Raw genomic sequence first — 16154 nt, 5'->3', positions numbered from 1 at the left:
GGCCGCGCCGAGCCCGGCGGCCCACGCCGCTCGGCGCTCCGCAGCGGAGAGCCGGTCGCTCGCGGCGTCGAGCTGCGACAGCGCCGTCTCGGCGACGCCGTTGCCGCGCAGGTCGAGCGCAGCCGAGGCGAGCGCCGCCGTGCCGCGCACGATCTCGGAGCGCGCCCCGACCCGCGCTGCGGCCGCGCCGCGCTCCGACCAGATGGCGAGCCCCGCGGCGAGGGCGGTCGCGACGGCGAGCGTCAGCACCACGGTGAGCGTCAGCGCGGGTGCGACGAGCGCCGTCGTCACCCCGGTGCCGACGATCACGAGCACGCCGACCGCGATCGGCGGCAGCACGCGCGGCAGCAGGTCGCGCAGCTCGTCGGCGAGGGTGACGAGGTAGTCGAGCGGCGCCCCGCCCTCGAGCAGTCGCCGCGAGCCGGTGCCGCGCGCAGCGATCGCCCGCCACAGCCGCAGCCGCAGCGCGTCGACCACCTTGAACGCCGCATCGTGCGTCAGCAGTCGCTCGGCGTAGCGGCCCACCGAGCGGAAGATGCCGAACGCGCGCACGCCCACGATCGCGAGCAGCAGCACCATGATGTGCTCCTCGATGCTCGAGCGCACGATGAGCCAGCCCGAGACGGCGGTGAGGGCGAGCCCCATCCCCACCGCGATCACGGCCATCCCGATCGCACCCGCCCAGCTCAGCAGGTGGGGCCGGATGAGCGACCGCACGGTGAGCCGCGAACCGTGCGCGGCGACGCCCTCGTCCTCACCTCTGGTCGAGGAAGTCGCGGCCGCCCTCTTGCTGGTCGAGGAGGGCGCGCCCTCACTGCTGGTCGAGGAGGACGCGCCCGAAGGCCGCGCCCGTCTCGAGACCACCCGGGCCTCGTCGCTCGCCCAGGACGCAGCCCGCACCCGCCCCGAGCCCACCCCAACCGGCACCACCATCGTCGCGAGCGCCGTCGTCTCCGGCTCGTGGCTCGCGAGCACCACCACGGCGCGATCCGCCCGGCGCAGGATCGCGGCCCGCACGCGGTCGGCGGATGCGCGGTCGAGGTGCGCGGTCGGCTCGTCGAGCACGAGCAGCTGAGCCCCGGCGTCGACGCGAGCGAGCGCCCGCGCGACGGCGAGGCGGCGCAGCTCGCCGGGGCTCAGCTCCGGCACCGCCGCGTCCGCGACGTGCGCGAGCCCGAGCTCGCTGAGCGCGACCATCGGGTCGGCGCCGTAGAGTGCCAGCTCCTCGCGCGGTGAGGCGGCGAAGGCGCGGGGCGCTTGCGGGGCCCAGCCCACGGCATCCGCACCGACGCCCGTCACGCGTCCGGTGACTCGGGCGTCGGCGGGCAGCGCGCCCGCGAGTGCGGCGAGGAGCGTCGACTTGCCCGCGCCGGATGGGCCGGCGATCGAGACGATGCCGGTCAGCTCGGCGGTCACGCCCGCGAGCGTCGCGCTGTCGCGGCCGGCGTAGTGCACGGAGAGGTCGTCGAGGCGGACGGCGGTGGTCTCGAGACGCGGGCGGACTTCGTCCGCACGCTCCTCGACCAGCAGGGAGACTTCGTCCGCACGCTCCTCGACCAGCGACCGGGCGCGCACATCCCTGGCCGCCGGCCGCCGCAGGATCTCCTCCGAGCGGTCGAGCGCAGAGAGCCCGTCTTGCGAGGCGTGGAACGCGGTGCCGACCTGGCGGAGCGCCGCGTACGCCTCGGGCGCGAGGATGAGGGCGACGAGTGCCGGCTCGAGCTCCATCGTGCCGTTCAGCAGCCGCAGGCCCAGGAACACCGCGACGATCGCGACCGAGATGGTGGCGACGAGCTCGAGCGCGAGGGCCGAGAGGAACGCCCAGCGCAGCGTCTCCTGCGTGCGCTCGCGGTAGCCGCGCTGCAGCTGCTCGAGCGCAGTCGCCTGCTCATCGACGCGGCCGAGCCCGACGAGCACGGGCAGTCCGCGCGCGAGCTCGGCGAGGTGGTCGGCGAGCCGGGTGAGGGCGGTGAGCGCCTCGTCGGTGCGCTGCTGCGTGTGCTTGCCGATGAGCACCATGAAGAAGGGGATGAGCGGCACCGTGAGCACGATCACCGCGGCGCTCAGCCAGTCGGCGCCCAGCACCCGGATGCCGACGAGCAGCGGCACGACCGCGGCCGCGATCGTCGAGGGCAGCGACTGCACGTAGTAGTCGTCGAGGTCGTCGAGCCCGTCGGCGGCGGGGANNNCCCCCCCCCCGCGACGTCGCCGCCCGCGATCCGCCGCCACAGCCGACCGCGGATGCGCTGCTTCACCTCGGTCGCGATGCGGCGCGCGACGACCGACGTCGCCCACTCCGCGCCCGCGCGCAGCAGCGCGCCCGCGATGCCGAGCAGCACGATGAGCCGCGTCGTCTCAGCCGACAGGTCGCCGGCGGCGAGGGCGCCGATGCCGCGCGCGATCGCCTCGGCGACGAGCACGAGCCCGGCGGCGCGCAGGGCGGCGAGCAGCCCGAGCAGGTAGACCCGCGCCCTCGGCACGGGCCCGAGCGCGGGCGGGCGGAGGCCGGGGGCGGATGCGCTCCGCTTCGCCTCGAGCACCCACGGGTCGACGCTCGCGGCGCTCGCATCTCGCCCAGCGTCGTCGGCCGCATCCCGAGCGCTCACGAGCGTCTCGGCCTTGTTGGAGTCCCGGGGAGCCACCTCTCCATCGTGCCACTCGCGCCAATGGGTTGCCCCGGTGTGCGCGACCGTCGCTGCTGCCGCCGAGGATGGCATAGCGAGGCTTGGGATGTGATGACTTGATGCGTCGACCGTGATGCTATGGTGTCGTCATGCGTACGACGGTGAACATCGACGCCGAGCTGCTCGCGGCAGCCAAGCTTCGAGCGGCCCGCACCCACCAGACCGTCGGTTCGGTGCTCGAGGAGGCGCTCCGCCGGATGCTCCTCGAGCCTGACTCTGCGCCGGCCCCCGCCGTGCTGCCCGACTTCGGGTACGACGGCGGGCTCCGCGAGGGCGTCGATCTGCACGACAAGGCGGCCATGGCCGAACTCCTCGGCGAGGCCGGTCGCTGAGGTGCTGCTGCTCGACGTCAACGTGCTCGTCGGCGCGCAGCGCAACGACGATTCGCCGCACAGTCGCACCATGCGCTCCTGGCTCAACACCGCGCTCGCCGGCCACGAAGCCGTCGGTGTGAGCGAGCTCGCGCTGAGCGCGATGGTGCGCATCGTGACGCACCCACGCGTGTTCGAGCGCCCGTCGAAGCCAGCGGAGGCGCTGGCGTTCGCAGAGGCCCTGCTCGCGGCCCCGCAGTCCTCCGTCGTGCGCCCGGGCGCACGCAGCTGGCAGATCTTCGCCGATCTGGTGGCCCAGCATCGCTTGCGGGGCAACGATGTGCCTGACGCCTACTACGCCGCCCTCGCGCTCGAGCAAGGCGCCACCGTGGTCACGGCCGACCGCGGATTCGCTCGCTTCGACGTGCAGACCTTCGACCCCACGGCGTAGCCGCGTCGAGCGGCTTGCCGCGCCGCGGGCACGACCGCTTGATTCCGGTCGGTCCACCACGCAGCGACGGTGGAGTGTCGGGTTGTCGAAGCGTTCGGACGGCCGGAGCGGTCCTCCGGCCACTCCCCGAGCGGCCCGCTCAGCCCGCGGCGGTCGAGCCGTCGGCCTTCGGCAGCACCGTGAGCACACGGCGCACGAAGTCGTCGAACGACGCCATGTAGGTGGAGAGGAACTCCTTCGTGGACTCGACCGTCACGTTGTCGTCGTCGTCGACGAGCCCGTCCTTGTACTGCACGTAGGCCTCGATCTCGTTCATCATCGGTGCGTTGCAGAACGACATGATCGTCTTGAGGTGCTGCTGGCCGACCGCGGTGCCGATGGCGCCCGGCGAGGTGCCGATGATGCCGACGGGCTTGCGGTTGAGCGCGTTGTCGCCGTAGGGGCGGGAGGCCCAGTCGATCGCGTTCTTCAGCGCGCCGGGGATCGACCGGTTGTACTCGGGCGTGACGATGAGGATGCCATCGGCCTCGCCGATCGCGCGCTTCAGCTCGATCGCCTCGGGCGGGTACGCGTCGTCGCGGTCCCGGTCGTAGAGGGCGAGCTGGTCGATCTCGATGAACGAGCACTGCAGCGCATCCGGGGCGAGCTTGATGAGGGCACGCGCGAGGCGGCGGTTGATCGACGACGCTGCGATGCTGCCGCAGATCACGCCGATCGTGTACGGGGGTTCGTGGTGATAGGTCTCAGCCATGGCCCCAGCATGCACCCGTCCGTGCCGGGCGTCGAGGAAAGTCAGCGTTCCCGGAGGAAGCGCTGGGCGGTGCGACGCGGGTGGTGGGGAGCGCTGCGATGCGGCGGATGCGGTGGCAGCAGCAGCGAAGGACCGCTACGGCACCTCGGGGTCGACCGGGGCGTCGCCACCGTCGCCCACACCCGGGTCGCTGGGCGTCGGCTCGGTCGTCGGCGCGGGCTGCGCCGGGGGAGCTGGTGCTGGCCGCTGCGGCCGGGGCGCGGGCGCGCGCTGCTCCTGCTCCTCCTCCACCGGCGCCGGCGCCGGCGCTGCCTGCTCGGCCGCGATCGCGGCCTGCCGCTCGCTCGCGGCGGCCGCGTGCGCGGAGAGCGCGTCGAGCGCATCGAGGGTNNNGCGCGTCGAGCGCGTCGAGGGTCTGCAGCGGCGCGCTCTGCTCGCGCAGCGGCTCGGCGGCGGCGGCCAGCGCCTCCTGGGTCGCGGCCAGCCTGTTGACGTTGACGACCGCATCCGCTGCCTGCAGCACCGCGGGGCCGAAGCCCGCCACGGCGGCGTCGAGCTCGTCGAGGCGAGCGGTGTCGGGCCCGGTCGTGTCGAGCGCGGCCGCGCGCGCCTCGAGCTCTTCGACGTCGGCGAGCGTCACGACGGTCGCGAGCGGCGCGGTCGTCGGCGCCGGCTCGGCGAGGCACTCGGCGACGACGTCGTCGACGCCTTCGTACTCGGCGGCGACCGCGGCATCGTCGTCGGTGGTGAAGCCGGTGGCGAAGGTCTCGACGGCATCGAGCCGGCTCGCCTCGAACGCCGACCGGTCGCCCGGGTTGAGGATCAGGTATGCCCCCGAGACGACGGTGGCGCGGTCGAGCGACGACACCATCCGATCCTCGATGCGCACGCCCCAGACGATGCGCGCGTCGAGCTCGCAGCTCGACTGCCGCTGCGCCGCCTCCCACGCGTCGATCTCGCTCGCGGCGGCGGCGTAGCGCTGCTCGAGCTGCGCGGTCGAGCTCCCGGCGGTCTCCGCCTCGGCGCGACGCTGCTCGGTCGCGATGTTGAGGGCGACGACCGACCCGACGGCGAAGAGCGCGGCAGCACCCAGGCCGATGTAGGCCCAGGGCCGGCTGGTTTCAGACGGCATCGTGGGGGAGCATCCTTCCGCGTCTCAGCGCATGGTCGCCAGTCAGGCTACCTGTCGGGCGCAATCCGCGCCTGTTGGGGTTGGCGGATGCCGTCAGCGGCTGAGGGTTGCAGGCTCGGCCCCGTCGCAGCAGCCGCCGCAGCCTAGACAGTCGCCGACTTCACGAGCCGCGCACTGACGTACTGCATCTCCCCGCTCTCGAACGCGGCGAAAGTGCTCGAGCCGCGGAAGCCGGCGAAGGGCGCGAACGCTCGGTGGAACATCCGCGGGATCCACGCCTCCATCAGCGAGCGCCGCCGGTCGTCGTCGACGTCGAGCGCAGCGCGGACGCGCTCGGTGATGTCGCTGGTTTCGATCAGCTCGAGCGGTCCCTCGCCGAGCCGTCGCCGCAGCTCCGCCATCTCTGGCGCCGAGCGGAGGTCGGCGAAGCGGAAGCTGCCGCCCGGGCGCAGCACCCGGTGCACCTCGGCGAGGAAGTCGTCCATCGAGTCGTAGCAGTGGGACGACTCCACGTTGACGACCACGTCGAACGATCCGTCGGCGAAGGGCATGGCGAGCGCATCGCCCTGCACGAAGCTGAGGCCTGGCGCGCGCCGGTGCTTGCGGCACAGGGCGATCGACTTGCGCGAGAGGTCGAGGCCGGTGGTGGTGCGGGGGCGTCGGTCGCGGGCGATGAACGACGAGCCGCCGCCGCGTCCGCACCCGACCTCCAGAACGTCGGCCCCGCGCAGATCCGCGTCTCGCAGCACGTGGTCGTAGAGCTGGATGCAGAGCCGGTCGGGCTCATCGGCGGGCGAGAGCGCCGGGCCATCAGCGCCCGGCGGCACGGCGTAGCCGTAGTTCATGAAGGCCCACTCGGGCCTCTGCACCCGTGCCGCGAGCACTTCGTACAGTGCCCGCCACGCGAGCTGGCGCACGCTCATGCCTCAGGCTAACCCGGTCGCGCGTCGCGCAGTCGCTACGCCCGAAGGCGCGCCCGAGCTGCCGCGGCTCAGCCCCGGTACCCTCGCGGGTTCTGCTGCTGCCAGCGCCACGCGTCCCGCACCGCGTCGTCGAGCGTGCGCTTGGCCTGCCAGCCGAGCCGCTCGCGCGCGAGCGTCGGGTCGGCGGTCGAGACCGGCGCGTCCCCAGGGCGCCGCTCGACCACCTCGACGGGCAGCTCGCGTCCGACGACGCGCTCGAAGGCGCGCAGCACGTCGAGCACCGAACCGCCCACGCCGGTGCCGAGGTTCACGGTGAGCACGCCAGGCTCGAGCGCCTCGAGGGCGGCGACGTGGCCCTCGGCGAGATCCATCACGTGGATGTAGTCGCGCACGCCGGTGCCGTCGGCGGTGTCGTAGTCGTCGCCGAAAATCCGCAGCCGCTCGCGCTCGCCGGCGGCGACCTGCGCCATGAACGGCATGAGATTGTTGGGGATGCCCTTCGGGTCCTCGCCGATGTCGCCCGACTCGTGCGCGCCGACGGGATTGAAGTAGCGGAGCACCGCCGCCCGCAGGCGTGGGTCGGCGGCGGATGCGTCAGCCACGATCGCCTCGATCATCGCCTTCGTGCGCCCGTAGGGGTTCGCGAGCGCGATCCCGACCGGGGCGTCTTCGCGCAGCAGCTCGCCCGGCTGCTCGTAGACCGTCGCCGACGAGGAGAAGACGAAGCGATCGACGCCGTGCGCGGCCATCGCCTCGAGCGTCGCGATCGCGGAGAGCAAGTTGACCCGGTAGTAGGCGAGGGGAGTGGCGACCGATTCTCCGACGGCCTTCAGGCCAGCGAAGTGGATGACGGCGTCGATGCGGTGCTCGGCGAGCACCCGGCCGACGAGCTCGGCGTCGCTCGCGTCACCGGCGATGAGCGGCATCTCGACGCCAGCGATTCTGGAGGCGCGCGTGACGGCCTCTTCGCTCGCGTTCGAAAGGTCGTCGAGGATCACGACCTCGTGCCCGTGCGCGGCGAGCGCGATGGCGGTGTGCGAGCCGATGAAGCCGGCGCCGCCGGTGAGTAGTACGCCCATGAGGTCTCCAAATGAGGGAAGCAAAGTGTCGGCCAGCGTATTCGCAGAGGTTGGCGGGCGCGGCGCATCCAAGCACGTCAATCCCGCCGCCGGCGCCCACGCGTGGCCGTTCCAGTGATCGCAACCAGCGGTAGGTGGTCGCGGTTCTGGCATCCATTATTGCTGGAAGGGGTCAGTGACTTGGCTTGAAACCAAGTGGAGAAGTAATACGCGAGCGCACATCGCAGGAGCGCTCGCGACGGGTCCGACCAGGTTGGACTGCGAGCCGCCTCCGAGTCCCGGACGCCGATGTCCGTTGGGCGGTTCGAGGACATTCTGCCCAGCCTTCCCGCAATGAAACTCCGGGCGACTCTGCCTGCTCGTCGCTGACCCAAGTGGCGAGGCATGGTTAACGGAGGAAAACGCGACGACCCACCTCGCGCTGACACTCAACATGGCCAACGCGCGCAACGGTAGCCCTGCGCTCAACGGCCACGTGATTGACATCCAAGAGCGGAGTGATCTGCTCAACAGGCGCTCGGACGCGAGCGAGGCCTTGGGCGTGCCATGACGGAGTAGCAGCCTTGTGTTTCCGCCGGTTTCCCTACGCGGAGGGGAGTCGAGCGCTTTTCGGGGGCCTCGAAGCAGTGTATGAGCGGGAGCGCTCCACCGATCCGGCGAGCAGGCCCGACGCCGCCAAGGACTTGCCTGGCCACACTGATCCGCTTGCGAGCCTTCACAGCAGCTGTCAGGGGCCGCTGCCGCTGAGAGCGAGTAGCTGCCCGAGTAGCCGGCTCAACGAGCGGCGCGACGGCCCGGCCGCTCATGGGCAAATGTCCTGGGCGGTTGGCTTCTCGTCGGGAACGGCGTCAGCGCACACCAGCTGTTTCCGGCTGCAAGGCGCAAGTGTTGCGCAGCGAGCGCGATAGCGGTGTACGAGCCGATGGAGACGGCGTCACCCGCGGGCAGTAGACGCATCGGGCTCTGCGCTTCGGACGTGACGCTACCAAGCGATCGTTGACGCGAGCGCAAACTCTCAGGCCCTGGTCAGTCCGTATCTCAACGGCACCCTTCCGCGAGCATCCGCTCTATGACCTCAACAGTTTGCTCCCAGCCAGTGACGGCGAGCGTCGGCACGCCGGTCGCGACGACGGGATAGTCGTTGCCGTCGACGTCAAGCCTGTCTCCGATGAACAGCATCTCCGCAAGCGGGACGCCCGTCGCGGCCTCCAAGCGCCGCATCCCATACGCCTTGTCGATCCCGCGACGGGTGATGTCGACGGACGTCGATCCGCCCGAGCGGACTTCGAGGTCGGGCACGTCGAGCGCCACAGCGTCGCGCAGTGCGCTCTTCTTCTCGCCGGTAGGATCCCAGGCGGTCTTCGCTCCGATGGGCGCAGACTGGCCCAGTGCAGAGAAGGTCACCTGCGTCTCGCGATTCTCAATGCGAGGCCCCCAGGTCTCGGCCTCCCAGAGGTCCAACTCGCGGGCACGGCGCTCGACCGCCTCCGCTGCGCGGTCGATCTCGTCAGTGGTGAGCAGCTCGGCGTACACGCGCTGCCATTCACCGTCGACGTTCCGGTAGTACTGGGTGCCACAGGTCGGCATGAGGTGGAGTTTGGTGAGGTCCGCGTGCGTCGAAGCATTGAGTGGATCGATTACCTGCTTCTGGAACTGCGCGTGATTGCCACCGGAAATGATGCACACCGGCGCGGCCGCCACGAGGCGGCTGAGCGCGTCGACCATGGAGCGCTCGAGGGGAGACTTCGATGGTGCCAGAGTGTCGTCCAAGTCAAAGGCGATCAGTGCGGGCAGGGCCATAGAACTCTCCAAGTATCGACGCCGGATCGGCAGAACCGGGCGAAGCGTACGTCGCTCGGGGGACGCAACTTGTCTATGCGCCGCCGAAGCGACAAGCGTTGCACGAGCCGAACGGTACTGGGTAATCGTGCCTCATGGGTTTTGATCCCGGCCGAGCCGCACCGGTGGGCGAGGCCTGAGACGGCTCCGCACAGCGCAACGCGCAAGTAAGGCGTTCACCATCGCAAAGCAAGCTGACGTCTGGCGGCGGGACACTCGATGCAGCGCGCCCGTCGCTCCTGTGCTCGCGCTCAACGAGTTGGCCACGATTAGGAAGCCGAGGGAGATGGGCCGATAGCTCGACGCCGCCGTATCGGCGCGATTGCCATGTGGCGAGCTGCGTCCGACGTCTTGCGAGGCGTCGGCAGTCCCGCGACTTCGTCGAGCGAGTTGGAGTCTTGTGCAAGTGGCCCGCCGTGCTGGCCAGCGCCCAAATAGGCGTGCCGTATGCCGCTCGTACGAGTGGGCGACTCGCGGCGTCCCTCGCCCGACCGCGAGCGCTCTCCGCGACTCGAGTGCCTGGAAGTAGACACGAGCGCGCCCCGTCGGACGCGTCCAGCTCGCTCCGAAGGTCGAGTGGACTATGTGGTTGCGTCTTGGGTACTCGGGCGGCTTCCGTTGGACGTCGCAAGCAAGAACTGCCGTGGCATGCGGTGGTACCTATCGCTCCCCGCATGGCGAAGCGGAAGTCAGCGTCGACAACCTGTTCGTCGCAACCGCTGCACGTACCTTCGTCACCGTGCCAACGCGCGGTGCTCGTCGATAGCCTTGATGCATGCCCCTACCCAGCGATAGAACTGTGCCAGTGCGCGTCAACACCGGCACGTTCATGATCTTGGCAGTCTGCACCGGCAACGTGTGCCGATCGCCGCAAGCCGAACAGCTGCTGCGCTCCAGGATTCCGCTGGCGCTCCAACGAAACGACATTCCGGAGCTGCGAGTGACAAGCGCCGGATCGTTCGGCTTAGAGGGATTCTCGATGGATGGCCCGGCTCACGATGAAGCCGTGAGGATGGGCGTCACGGATGCCGGACTGCATGTCGCACGCCGGATGCATGTCTCGCACGTTCGAGCGGCCGACCTCGTTCTCGGGCTGAGTCGTGAGCACCGCGGTGCGGCGGTGAGCCTGGAACCGGCCGCCCACCGACGCGCATTCACGTTGGTGGAGTTCGCTCGGATTACGGAGGCGATGGCCGAGGGGCACGTCGAGCACAGCGTGGCCGGTCTCGGTGCCACCGATTTCGCATCGTTCATGCACGCGGTAGTGGCCGCGGCCGCACAGGGGCGCGGCAAGCTGGCCCCGCCCGCAGCCCAGGACGAGTTCGACATCATCGACCCATACCGACTCTCCGCGAACGTCTATCGTGAGTCTGCGGACGCGATCGAGGCGAACGTGGCCCGGATCGCCGGCGCACTCAGCCGCTTGGCGGGCCCGTGAGGTCACGCGTCGCCCGTGGCGCCCTTGCCTCGGCGTACCATGGCTTCAAGTGTGTCTCCATGACGGATGTGACATATGAGTGATGATGGCTGAGCTGCTCTTGGAGCTAGAAGTGGCGGATATTGGTGGCTGAGGTAAGTCGACGCAGAGAAACGCCGATGAGTCTGACTCGGGCGGGCCAGACGCACGCGTGGGTCGCGCGGTTCGCGGATCGCCTGCTTCTCACGGACGTAGCGGTCGTCGCTTGCGCCATCGCGTTCGCACAATTTGTGCGTTTCGTGGTCTTTGCGGAGAACGAGCCCGATCTACGCGCGTGGGGAGCAAGCTTTGATCCGACTTGGGTCAGCGCCGTCCTGGCCAGTCTGTGGGTCGGTGCGCTGTCCGCTTCTGGGTCCCGCGACGCGCGTGTGCTCGGGTCGGGTTCGGCCGAGTACAAGCGGGTGCTGCAGGCGTCGCTGAGCGTTTTTGGCGTGGTGGCCATCGTGGCGTACGTCACCCGCTTCGACCTGGCTAGGGGCTATGTCGCAATCGCGCTGCCCCTCGGTCTCGCAACACTTCTGATCGGGCGCTGGTTTTGGCGGGGTTGGCTCTCTCGGAAGCGCCGGCGAGGCTTCTTCCTGAACCAGGCGGTCGTTGTCGGCTCCCGCGCGACGGCGCTTCACGTAGCAGACGAGCTCAGCAGGTCGCCCGCCGCTGGATTCAGCGTGAGGGGCGTCTGTGTACCAGGCGGGAAGGTTGGAGAGATGCTCGGGCTCGGCGGGGTGCCGGTGCTGGGCGACATCGACGACGCGATCGCATCCCTTCGATCAGTCGGTGCTGAAACGCTTGTGCTGACCAGTTCGGACGAGCTTCCGCCGCGAAAGATCCGGGAGTTATCGTGGCAACTCGAGCCGACCCGGCAACATCTGATCGTGGCGCCTGCCTTGACCGATATCGGAGGACCTCGCCTTCACACGCGGCCTGTCGCAGGCCTGCCCCTAATTCACGTGGAAACTCCTCGCTTCGAGGGTTCCAAACGCTTCCTCAAGAGAGTCTTCGACATCGCTGTTACCCTCGGCATGCTTGCTGTACTCGCGGTTCCGATGTGCGGAGTCGCACTGGCAGTGAAAATTGATTCACGGGGCCCGACAATTTTCCGCCAACGTCGGGTCGGCTATCGCGGCAATGCTTTCGAGATGCTAAAGTTTCGTTCGATGCGGACCGACGCAGAACGGGTGCTGCAGACTCTGTTAGATGAGCGTGACGACGGTCAGGATATTGGCAACGCAGTCTTGTTTAAGATGAAGGATGACCCACGCATCACCAGAGTTGGTCGATTCATCCGCCGCTACTCGCTGGACGAGTTGCCTCAGCTGCTGAACGTGCTCCGAGGAGACATGTCACTTGTCGGGCCCCGTCCACCTTTGGAGCGGGAGGTGCTCCGGTACGACGAGCACGTACACCGGAAGTTCCTGGTCAAGCCCGGGATCACAGGACTGTGGCAGGTGAGCGGTCGTTCGAATTTGTCATGGGAGGAGTCGGTCCGGCTCGACCTCTACTATGTAGAGAACTGGTCGCTCGCCGCCGATCTGCAGATCCTCTGGCGCACAGTCCGAGCAGTGGTCGCGCGCGAGGGCGCCTACTGACCATAACGGCCACTTAGGCAATCCAACGAAAGGTCAGTTACGTGGAGCTCCGCGACTACGTTCGCATCTTAAGGAAAAACTGGCTGCTATTGGCAGCGCTCATGCTCGTCGGGATCGGTGGGGGGGCGACTTGGTCCCTCTTGCAGTCACCACTTTATCGCGCACAGACACAGGTCTTCGTCTCCACGCAAGGTAGCGAGACAAGCGCCGAACTTGTGCAGGGCAACTCTTTCACGCTCTCACGCGTAAACACGTACGCTCGGCTCGCGACAAGTCAGGTTGTTCTGGAGCGAGTGGCTGCGTCTGGCGAGTTTGACGTTTCAGTAGAGCAATTGGACCGGACTGTGTCGGCGACTCCCATCTTGGACACAACAATCATTTCCATCAGCGTCCAACATGGTTCGCCCGAACAAGCCGCGGGTATCGCGGACGCCGTCGCGTTCGGGTTGGCCGCGACGGTCGAATCAATCGAGTCATCGGAGGGCTCCCCGAGTCCGGTGAGACTCGAAGTTGTGGAGCGCGCCACTCCCGCGTCGTCACCCATCAGCCCGCAACCCCTCGTCGCGGTAGGGCTCAGCGTGCTGGCAGCGCTGGTTGCGGCAGTCTTGCTAAGTTTTGGACGGGAAGCTCTAGATACTCGGATCCGCACCGAGCGTGACCTGCGCAAGGTGACGGCTGTGCCGATCGTCGGATCTATCAGTTTTGATCCGAAGGCGAAGCAACGCCCGTTGCTGGTGCATGCTGAGCCTCTGAGTCCGAAGACGGAAAATTTCAGAACTCTTCGCACGAATTTGCAGTTCGTGGAGATCGATGACTCGAAGCGCGTCTTCGCCGTCACCTCGTCGATTCCAGGAGAAGGAAAGAGCACTACGGCCGTAAATTTGGCACTGGCGCTGGCGGACGCAGGGGAAACTGTCGTTCTGATTGATGCAGATCTTCGCAAGCCCAGGATTGCTGAGTACCTCGGGATCGATGGTGCTGTTGGCCTGACCGACGTGCTGATCGGCAGAGCTAACCTAGTCGATGCTGTGCAATTGTGGGGCGATTCGAGTCTCTATGCTCTGCCCTCGGGTAAGATCCCGCCCAACCCTAGTGAACTGCTTGGCTCGCAGGCAATGCGGAACTTGATCGATCAACTTGCTAAGGAGTTCGACTGGGTCCTGTTCGACTGTCCCCCGCTATTGCCCGTGACGGACGGGGCTTTGCTCGCGAAGCACACCGCTGGGGCAATCCTTGTAGTCGCGAGTGGACGGACGACGCAACATCAAGTTGAGGATGCGTTGCGCACATTGGAGACGGTCGATGCGCCGATCGCGGGCATCGCGATGACCATGATGCCCGTGTCGAGTAGCAGCTATGGCTATGGCTATGGCAGCGCCTACAGCATGGAGAGCGAGCGCAAGAGTCGTGGGTTTCGTCTTCGGCGCGGGTGACTAGGTGTGATGCCCAGGCAGGTTGTGCAACCTGCTGATGGGTATGCCGCAGATCGCGGAGTGTGCTCGGCGGTGATTGTAGAAGTGCGGCCAGCTGGGCTGCTGTGCTCGGCGTTCGCTCTCTGATGAGTCGAGCCGCGCGTAGGCCCAGCCATCGGCGAGGGTGCGGTGTAAGCGCTCGATCCTCCCGTTCGTCTGGGGCCGGTACGGACGAGTGCGCTTGTGGACGATGCCGAGGTCCGCGCGGGCGTCACGCCACGCGGGGGAGCGGTAGGCGGAACCGTCGTCCGAGAGGAATCGCTCGACGATGACGCCACGCTCCGCGAACCAGGCGACAGCGTGCTCGAGCACGCCGATTGCGGTCTCTGCACGCTCATCGGGGCAGATCTCCGCGTAGGCGACACGGGACTGATCATCGACGACCGCACGGACGAACGCGGCGCCCACCACCGGCTGGCGGTGCTTGTTCCGCGGCGCGCCGGAGCGCTCGATCGTCGCGGCACGGTTGCGGGTCACCGCGCTGCTCGCCGACGCACGGCCAGCCGCCGCCGTCGGGAATGTTGCCGAACTTCGTCACATCCACGCGCAGCGGCGACCCGGCGTGCGGTGCTCGAAGCGCCGGATCGGCTCGCCCGTGCCGCGTTCGATGGTGCTGAGCCGGTTCAGGCGGCAGCGCACGAGCACCGCGTGCACGGTCGACGCGGCCATGCCGAGCCAGCCGGCGAGCTGCACGGGACCGAGCGGGTGCCGCCATTGCAGCATCACGATCGACCGGACCAGTTCGTCCGGCGTGCGGTTCGGGCTGATCCGGGGTTGGCTGGAGCGGTCCTCCACGCCGTCCTCACCCTCCTCGCGATAGCGCTTGGCCCACTTGCACGCGGTCGGGGCCGAGGCCGGGTAGAGATTAGCCGCCGAGACGCCACTTCAGCCGTCATCGACAATCAACCGAGCCAAGGCGAGTCGGGCGTGCTTGGTCAGCGCAGCACTAGCGCGGGACACGAAGGCCTCCTGGTACGTGAAGCGGTGAACCAAACAGCGCGGCGGGCACGTCGCTGTCGGGGTAGGCGTGGAGGTCTTCCGATGATGGGAGTTCTCGCACTGTCCATGGGAAGACCTCTACAGGTGCCAGCGCTGCGGGTGCGGGGGATCGCCTCAGGACTCGGTGACCCACCGGCTGGCGCACGAGCCGTTCGGGTGGCGACCCACGACGCCGCTCCTCACCATTCGCCGCTACCGGTGCAGCGGTTGCAGGCCTGTCTGGCGGCAGCACACCAGCCAGGCGGCCGAGCCGCGTGCGAGGCTTTCCCGCAGCGGCATGCGATGGGCGCTGGAGGGCATCGTGCTCCAGCACCTGACCGTCGCCCGCATCGCCGAGGCCTCGTGGCGTCGTGAAACGCCGCGAACTCGGCGGTTTAGGCCGAGGGCCGACGTGCCCGGGTTGACGATCCTGGCCGCTTCGAGGGCATCACCGTGATCGGCGTTGATGAGCACGTCTGGCGCCACACCCGCCGCGGCCACCGGTACGTCACCGTCAGCGACCTCAGCCCGATCTGCGAGGACCCTCCCGAAACAGGCGTTCAAGCAATGGCTGAGTCAACGAGACGACCGATGACGCGACGGCGTCGAGGTCATGCAATGGACGGCTTCATAGGCTACGAGACCGCCGCGGCGGAGGGACCCGTTCCACGTCGTCCGCCTCGCCGGCGACGCGCTGGACCGCTGCCGGCGCCGTGTTCAACAAGCTATCCACGGCCATCGCGGCCGCAAGCGCGACCCGCTCTACCGAGCACGGCGCACCCTCTACACCGGCGTCGATCTGCCCACCGTCCGACAGCAGCGGCGACTCGACGCCGTGTTCGCGGCCGACGAGCACGTCGCCGTCGCGGTCACCTGGGGCAACTACCACCGCATGCCGCCTACCGCGCCCCGGACCGGACTCGCGGCGGAGCGGCCATGCTGCAGCTTATCGACACGGTCGGTCACGGCGTCCCTGGCGCACTCACCGAACTCCTCACGCTCGGCCGCACGCTCAAGCAGTGGGCCGCCGACGTGCTCGCCTACTTCGACCGAGCCGGCACCTCGAATGGCCCGACCGAAGTGATTAACGGCCGCCTCGGTCGCCTCCGCGCCGCCCGCCCTCTGCGTCCGCAACGTCACCGACTACATCGCCAAATCAATACTCGAGACCGGCGGATTTAGACCCCTGCTACACCCTGGATTGCGATGAGCCGCGTGTGTCGCAGAGCCCGAGCCAGAGTCGCGACCGGCCCGGCCGCGCGGAAGTACCGCTCACCGGGTCGTCGTGCCGGGCAGAGTCGGGCCTCGGGCCGCGCGGCTTCCGGGATGCGACACGCCGACGAGGTCCGCCTACCGCATCAGTTGGCTTCGCGGACTCTTGCCCAGGCGTCCTAGATTCCCAGCTGAGACGATCATCGCCCCAGCTGCCGAAAGAGGCGAAGGCTCCGTGGGAGGCCCAGCCTCGCGGCTT

At 68.6% G+C, this 16154-nt stretch carries 10 protein-coding genes and 2 pseudogenes; 6 read left to right on the top strand and 6 right to left on the bottom strand.

Features of this window, described 5'->3' with window-relative positions; all coding sequences use genetic code 11:
- Positions 1 to 2145: ATP-binding cassette domain-containing protein (locus tag ABD106_RS05775; protein ID WP_343918297.1), on the bottom strand; the 2145-nt coding region annotated here is incomplete at its 3' end.
- A gap of 628 nt (positions 2146 to 2773) precedes the next feature.
- Here ABD106_RS05775 and ABD106_RS05770 point away from each other — a divergent pair.
- Positions 2774 to 3016, top strand: a complete 243-nt coding sequence (locus tag ABD106_RS05770) for a CopG family transcriptional regulator (RefSeq protein WP_343918295.1) — start codon at positions 2774 to 2776, stop codon at positions 3014 to 3016.
- 1 nt (position 3017) lies between these two features.
- On the top strand, positions 3018 to 3446 hold the full coding sequence (locus ABD106_RS05765; RefSeq protein WP_343918293.1) for a TA system VapC family ribonuclease toxin: 429 nt from the start codon (positions 3018 to 3020) through the stop codon (positions 3444 to 3446).
- 139 nt (positions 3447 to 3585) lie between these two features.
- Here ABD106_RS05765 and ABD106_RS05760 read toward each other — a convergent pair whose 3' ends face one another.
- From ABD106_RS05760 to ABD106_RS05745, 4 genes are all read right to left on the bottom strand, one after another.
- On the bottom strand, positions 3586 to 4197 hold the full coding sequence (locus ABD106_RS05760) for an NADPH-dependent FMN reductase (RefSeq protein ID WP_343918291.1): 612 nt from the start codon (positions 4195 to 4197) through the stop codon (positions 3586 to 3588).
- Between the two features lie 1275 nt (positions 4198 to 5472).
- Positions 5473 to 6252 carry a class I SAM-dependent methyltransferase gene (locus ABD106_RS05755; protein ID WP_343918289.1) on the bottom strand — a complete coding sequence of 260 codons (780 nt, stop codon included), beginning with the start codon at positions 6250 to 6252 and terminating at the stop codon, positions 5473 to 5475.
- 68 nt (positions 6253 to 6320) lie between these two features.
- Positions 6321 to 7331, bottom strand: coding sequence for a UDP-glucose 4-epimerase GalE (gene galE, locus ABD106_RS05750; RefSeq protein WP_343918287.1), 1011 nt, complete (start codon positions 7329 to 7331; stop codon positions 6321 to 6323).
- A 1038-nt stretch (positions 7332 to 8369) separates the two neighbouring features.
- On the bottom strand, positions 8370 to 9131 hold the full coding sequence (locus ABD106_RS05745; protein ID WP_343918285.1) for an HAD-IIB family hydrolase: 762 nt from the start codon (positions 9129 to 9131) through the stop codon (positions 8370 to 8372).
- 844 nt (positions 9132 to 9975) lie between these two features.
- On the opposite strand from ABD106_RS05745, the gene ABD106_RS05740 reads away from it, so the two are divergent.
- The 3 genes from ABD106_RS05740 to ABD106_RS05730 all read left to right on the top strand — a co-directional run bounded on the left by ABD106_RS05740 (position 9976) and on the right by ABD106_RS05730 (position 13666).
- Positions 9976 to 10608, top strand: a complete 633-nt coding sequence (locus tag ABD106_RS05740; RefSeq protein ID WP_343918283.1) for an arsenate reductase/protein-tyrosine-phosphatase family protein — start codon at positions 9976 to 9978, stop codon at positions 10606 to 10608.
- A 158-nt stretch (positions 10609 to 10766) separates the two neighbouring features.
- Positions 10767 to 12233 carry a sugar transferase gene (locus ABD106_RS05735; protein ID WP_343918281.1) on the top strand — a complete coding sequence of 489 codons (1467 nt, stop codon included), beginning with the start codon at positions 10767 to 10769 and terminating at the stop codon, positions 12231 to 12233.
- A gap of 41 nt (positions 12234 to 12274) precedes the next feature.
- Complete coding sequence (locus ABD106_RS05730) at positions 12275 to 13666, top strand: tyrosine-protein kinase domain-containing protein (RefSeq protein ID WP_343918279.1); 1392 nt, start codon at positions 12275 to 12277, stop codon at positions 13664 to 13666.
- On the opposite strand, the pseudogene ABD106_RS05725 reads toward ABD106_RS05730, so the two are convergent.
- A pseudogene (locus ABD106_RS05725) lies at positions 13667 to 14665 on the bottom strand (IS481 family transposase). It lies immediately after the preceding gene.
- 124 nt (positions 14666 to 14789) lie between these two features.
- Here ABD106_RS05725 and ABD106_RS05720 point away from each other — a divergent pair.
- Positions 14790 to 15893: pseudogene (locus tag ABD106_RS05720) on the top strand (ISL3 family transposase); the annotation flags it as partial.
- Positions 15894 to 16154 lie beyond the last annotated feature (261 nt).

It is taken from the genome of Agrococcus citreus, from assembly GCF_039527715.1.
GTDB lineage: Bacteria > Actinomycetota > Actinomycetes > Actinomycetales > Microbacteriaceae > Agrococcus > Agrococcus citreus.
The sequence above is the reverse complement of the archived record's forward strand: the minus strand, read 5'-3'. Positions and strand labels throughout refer to the sequence as shown.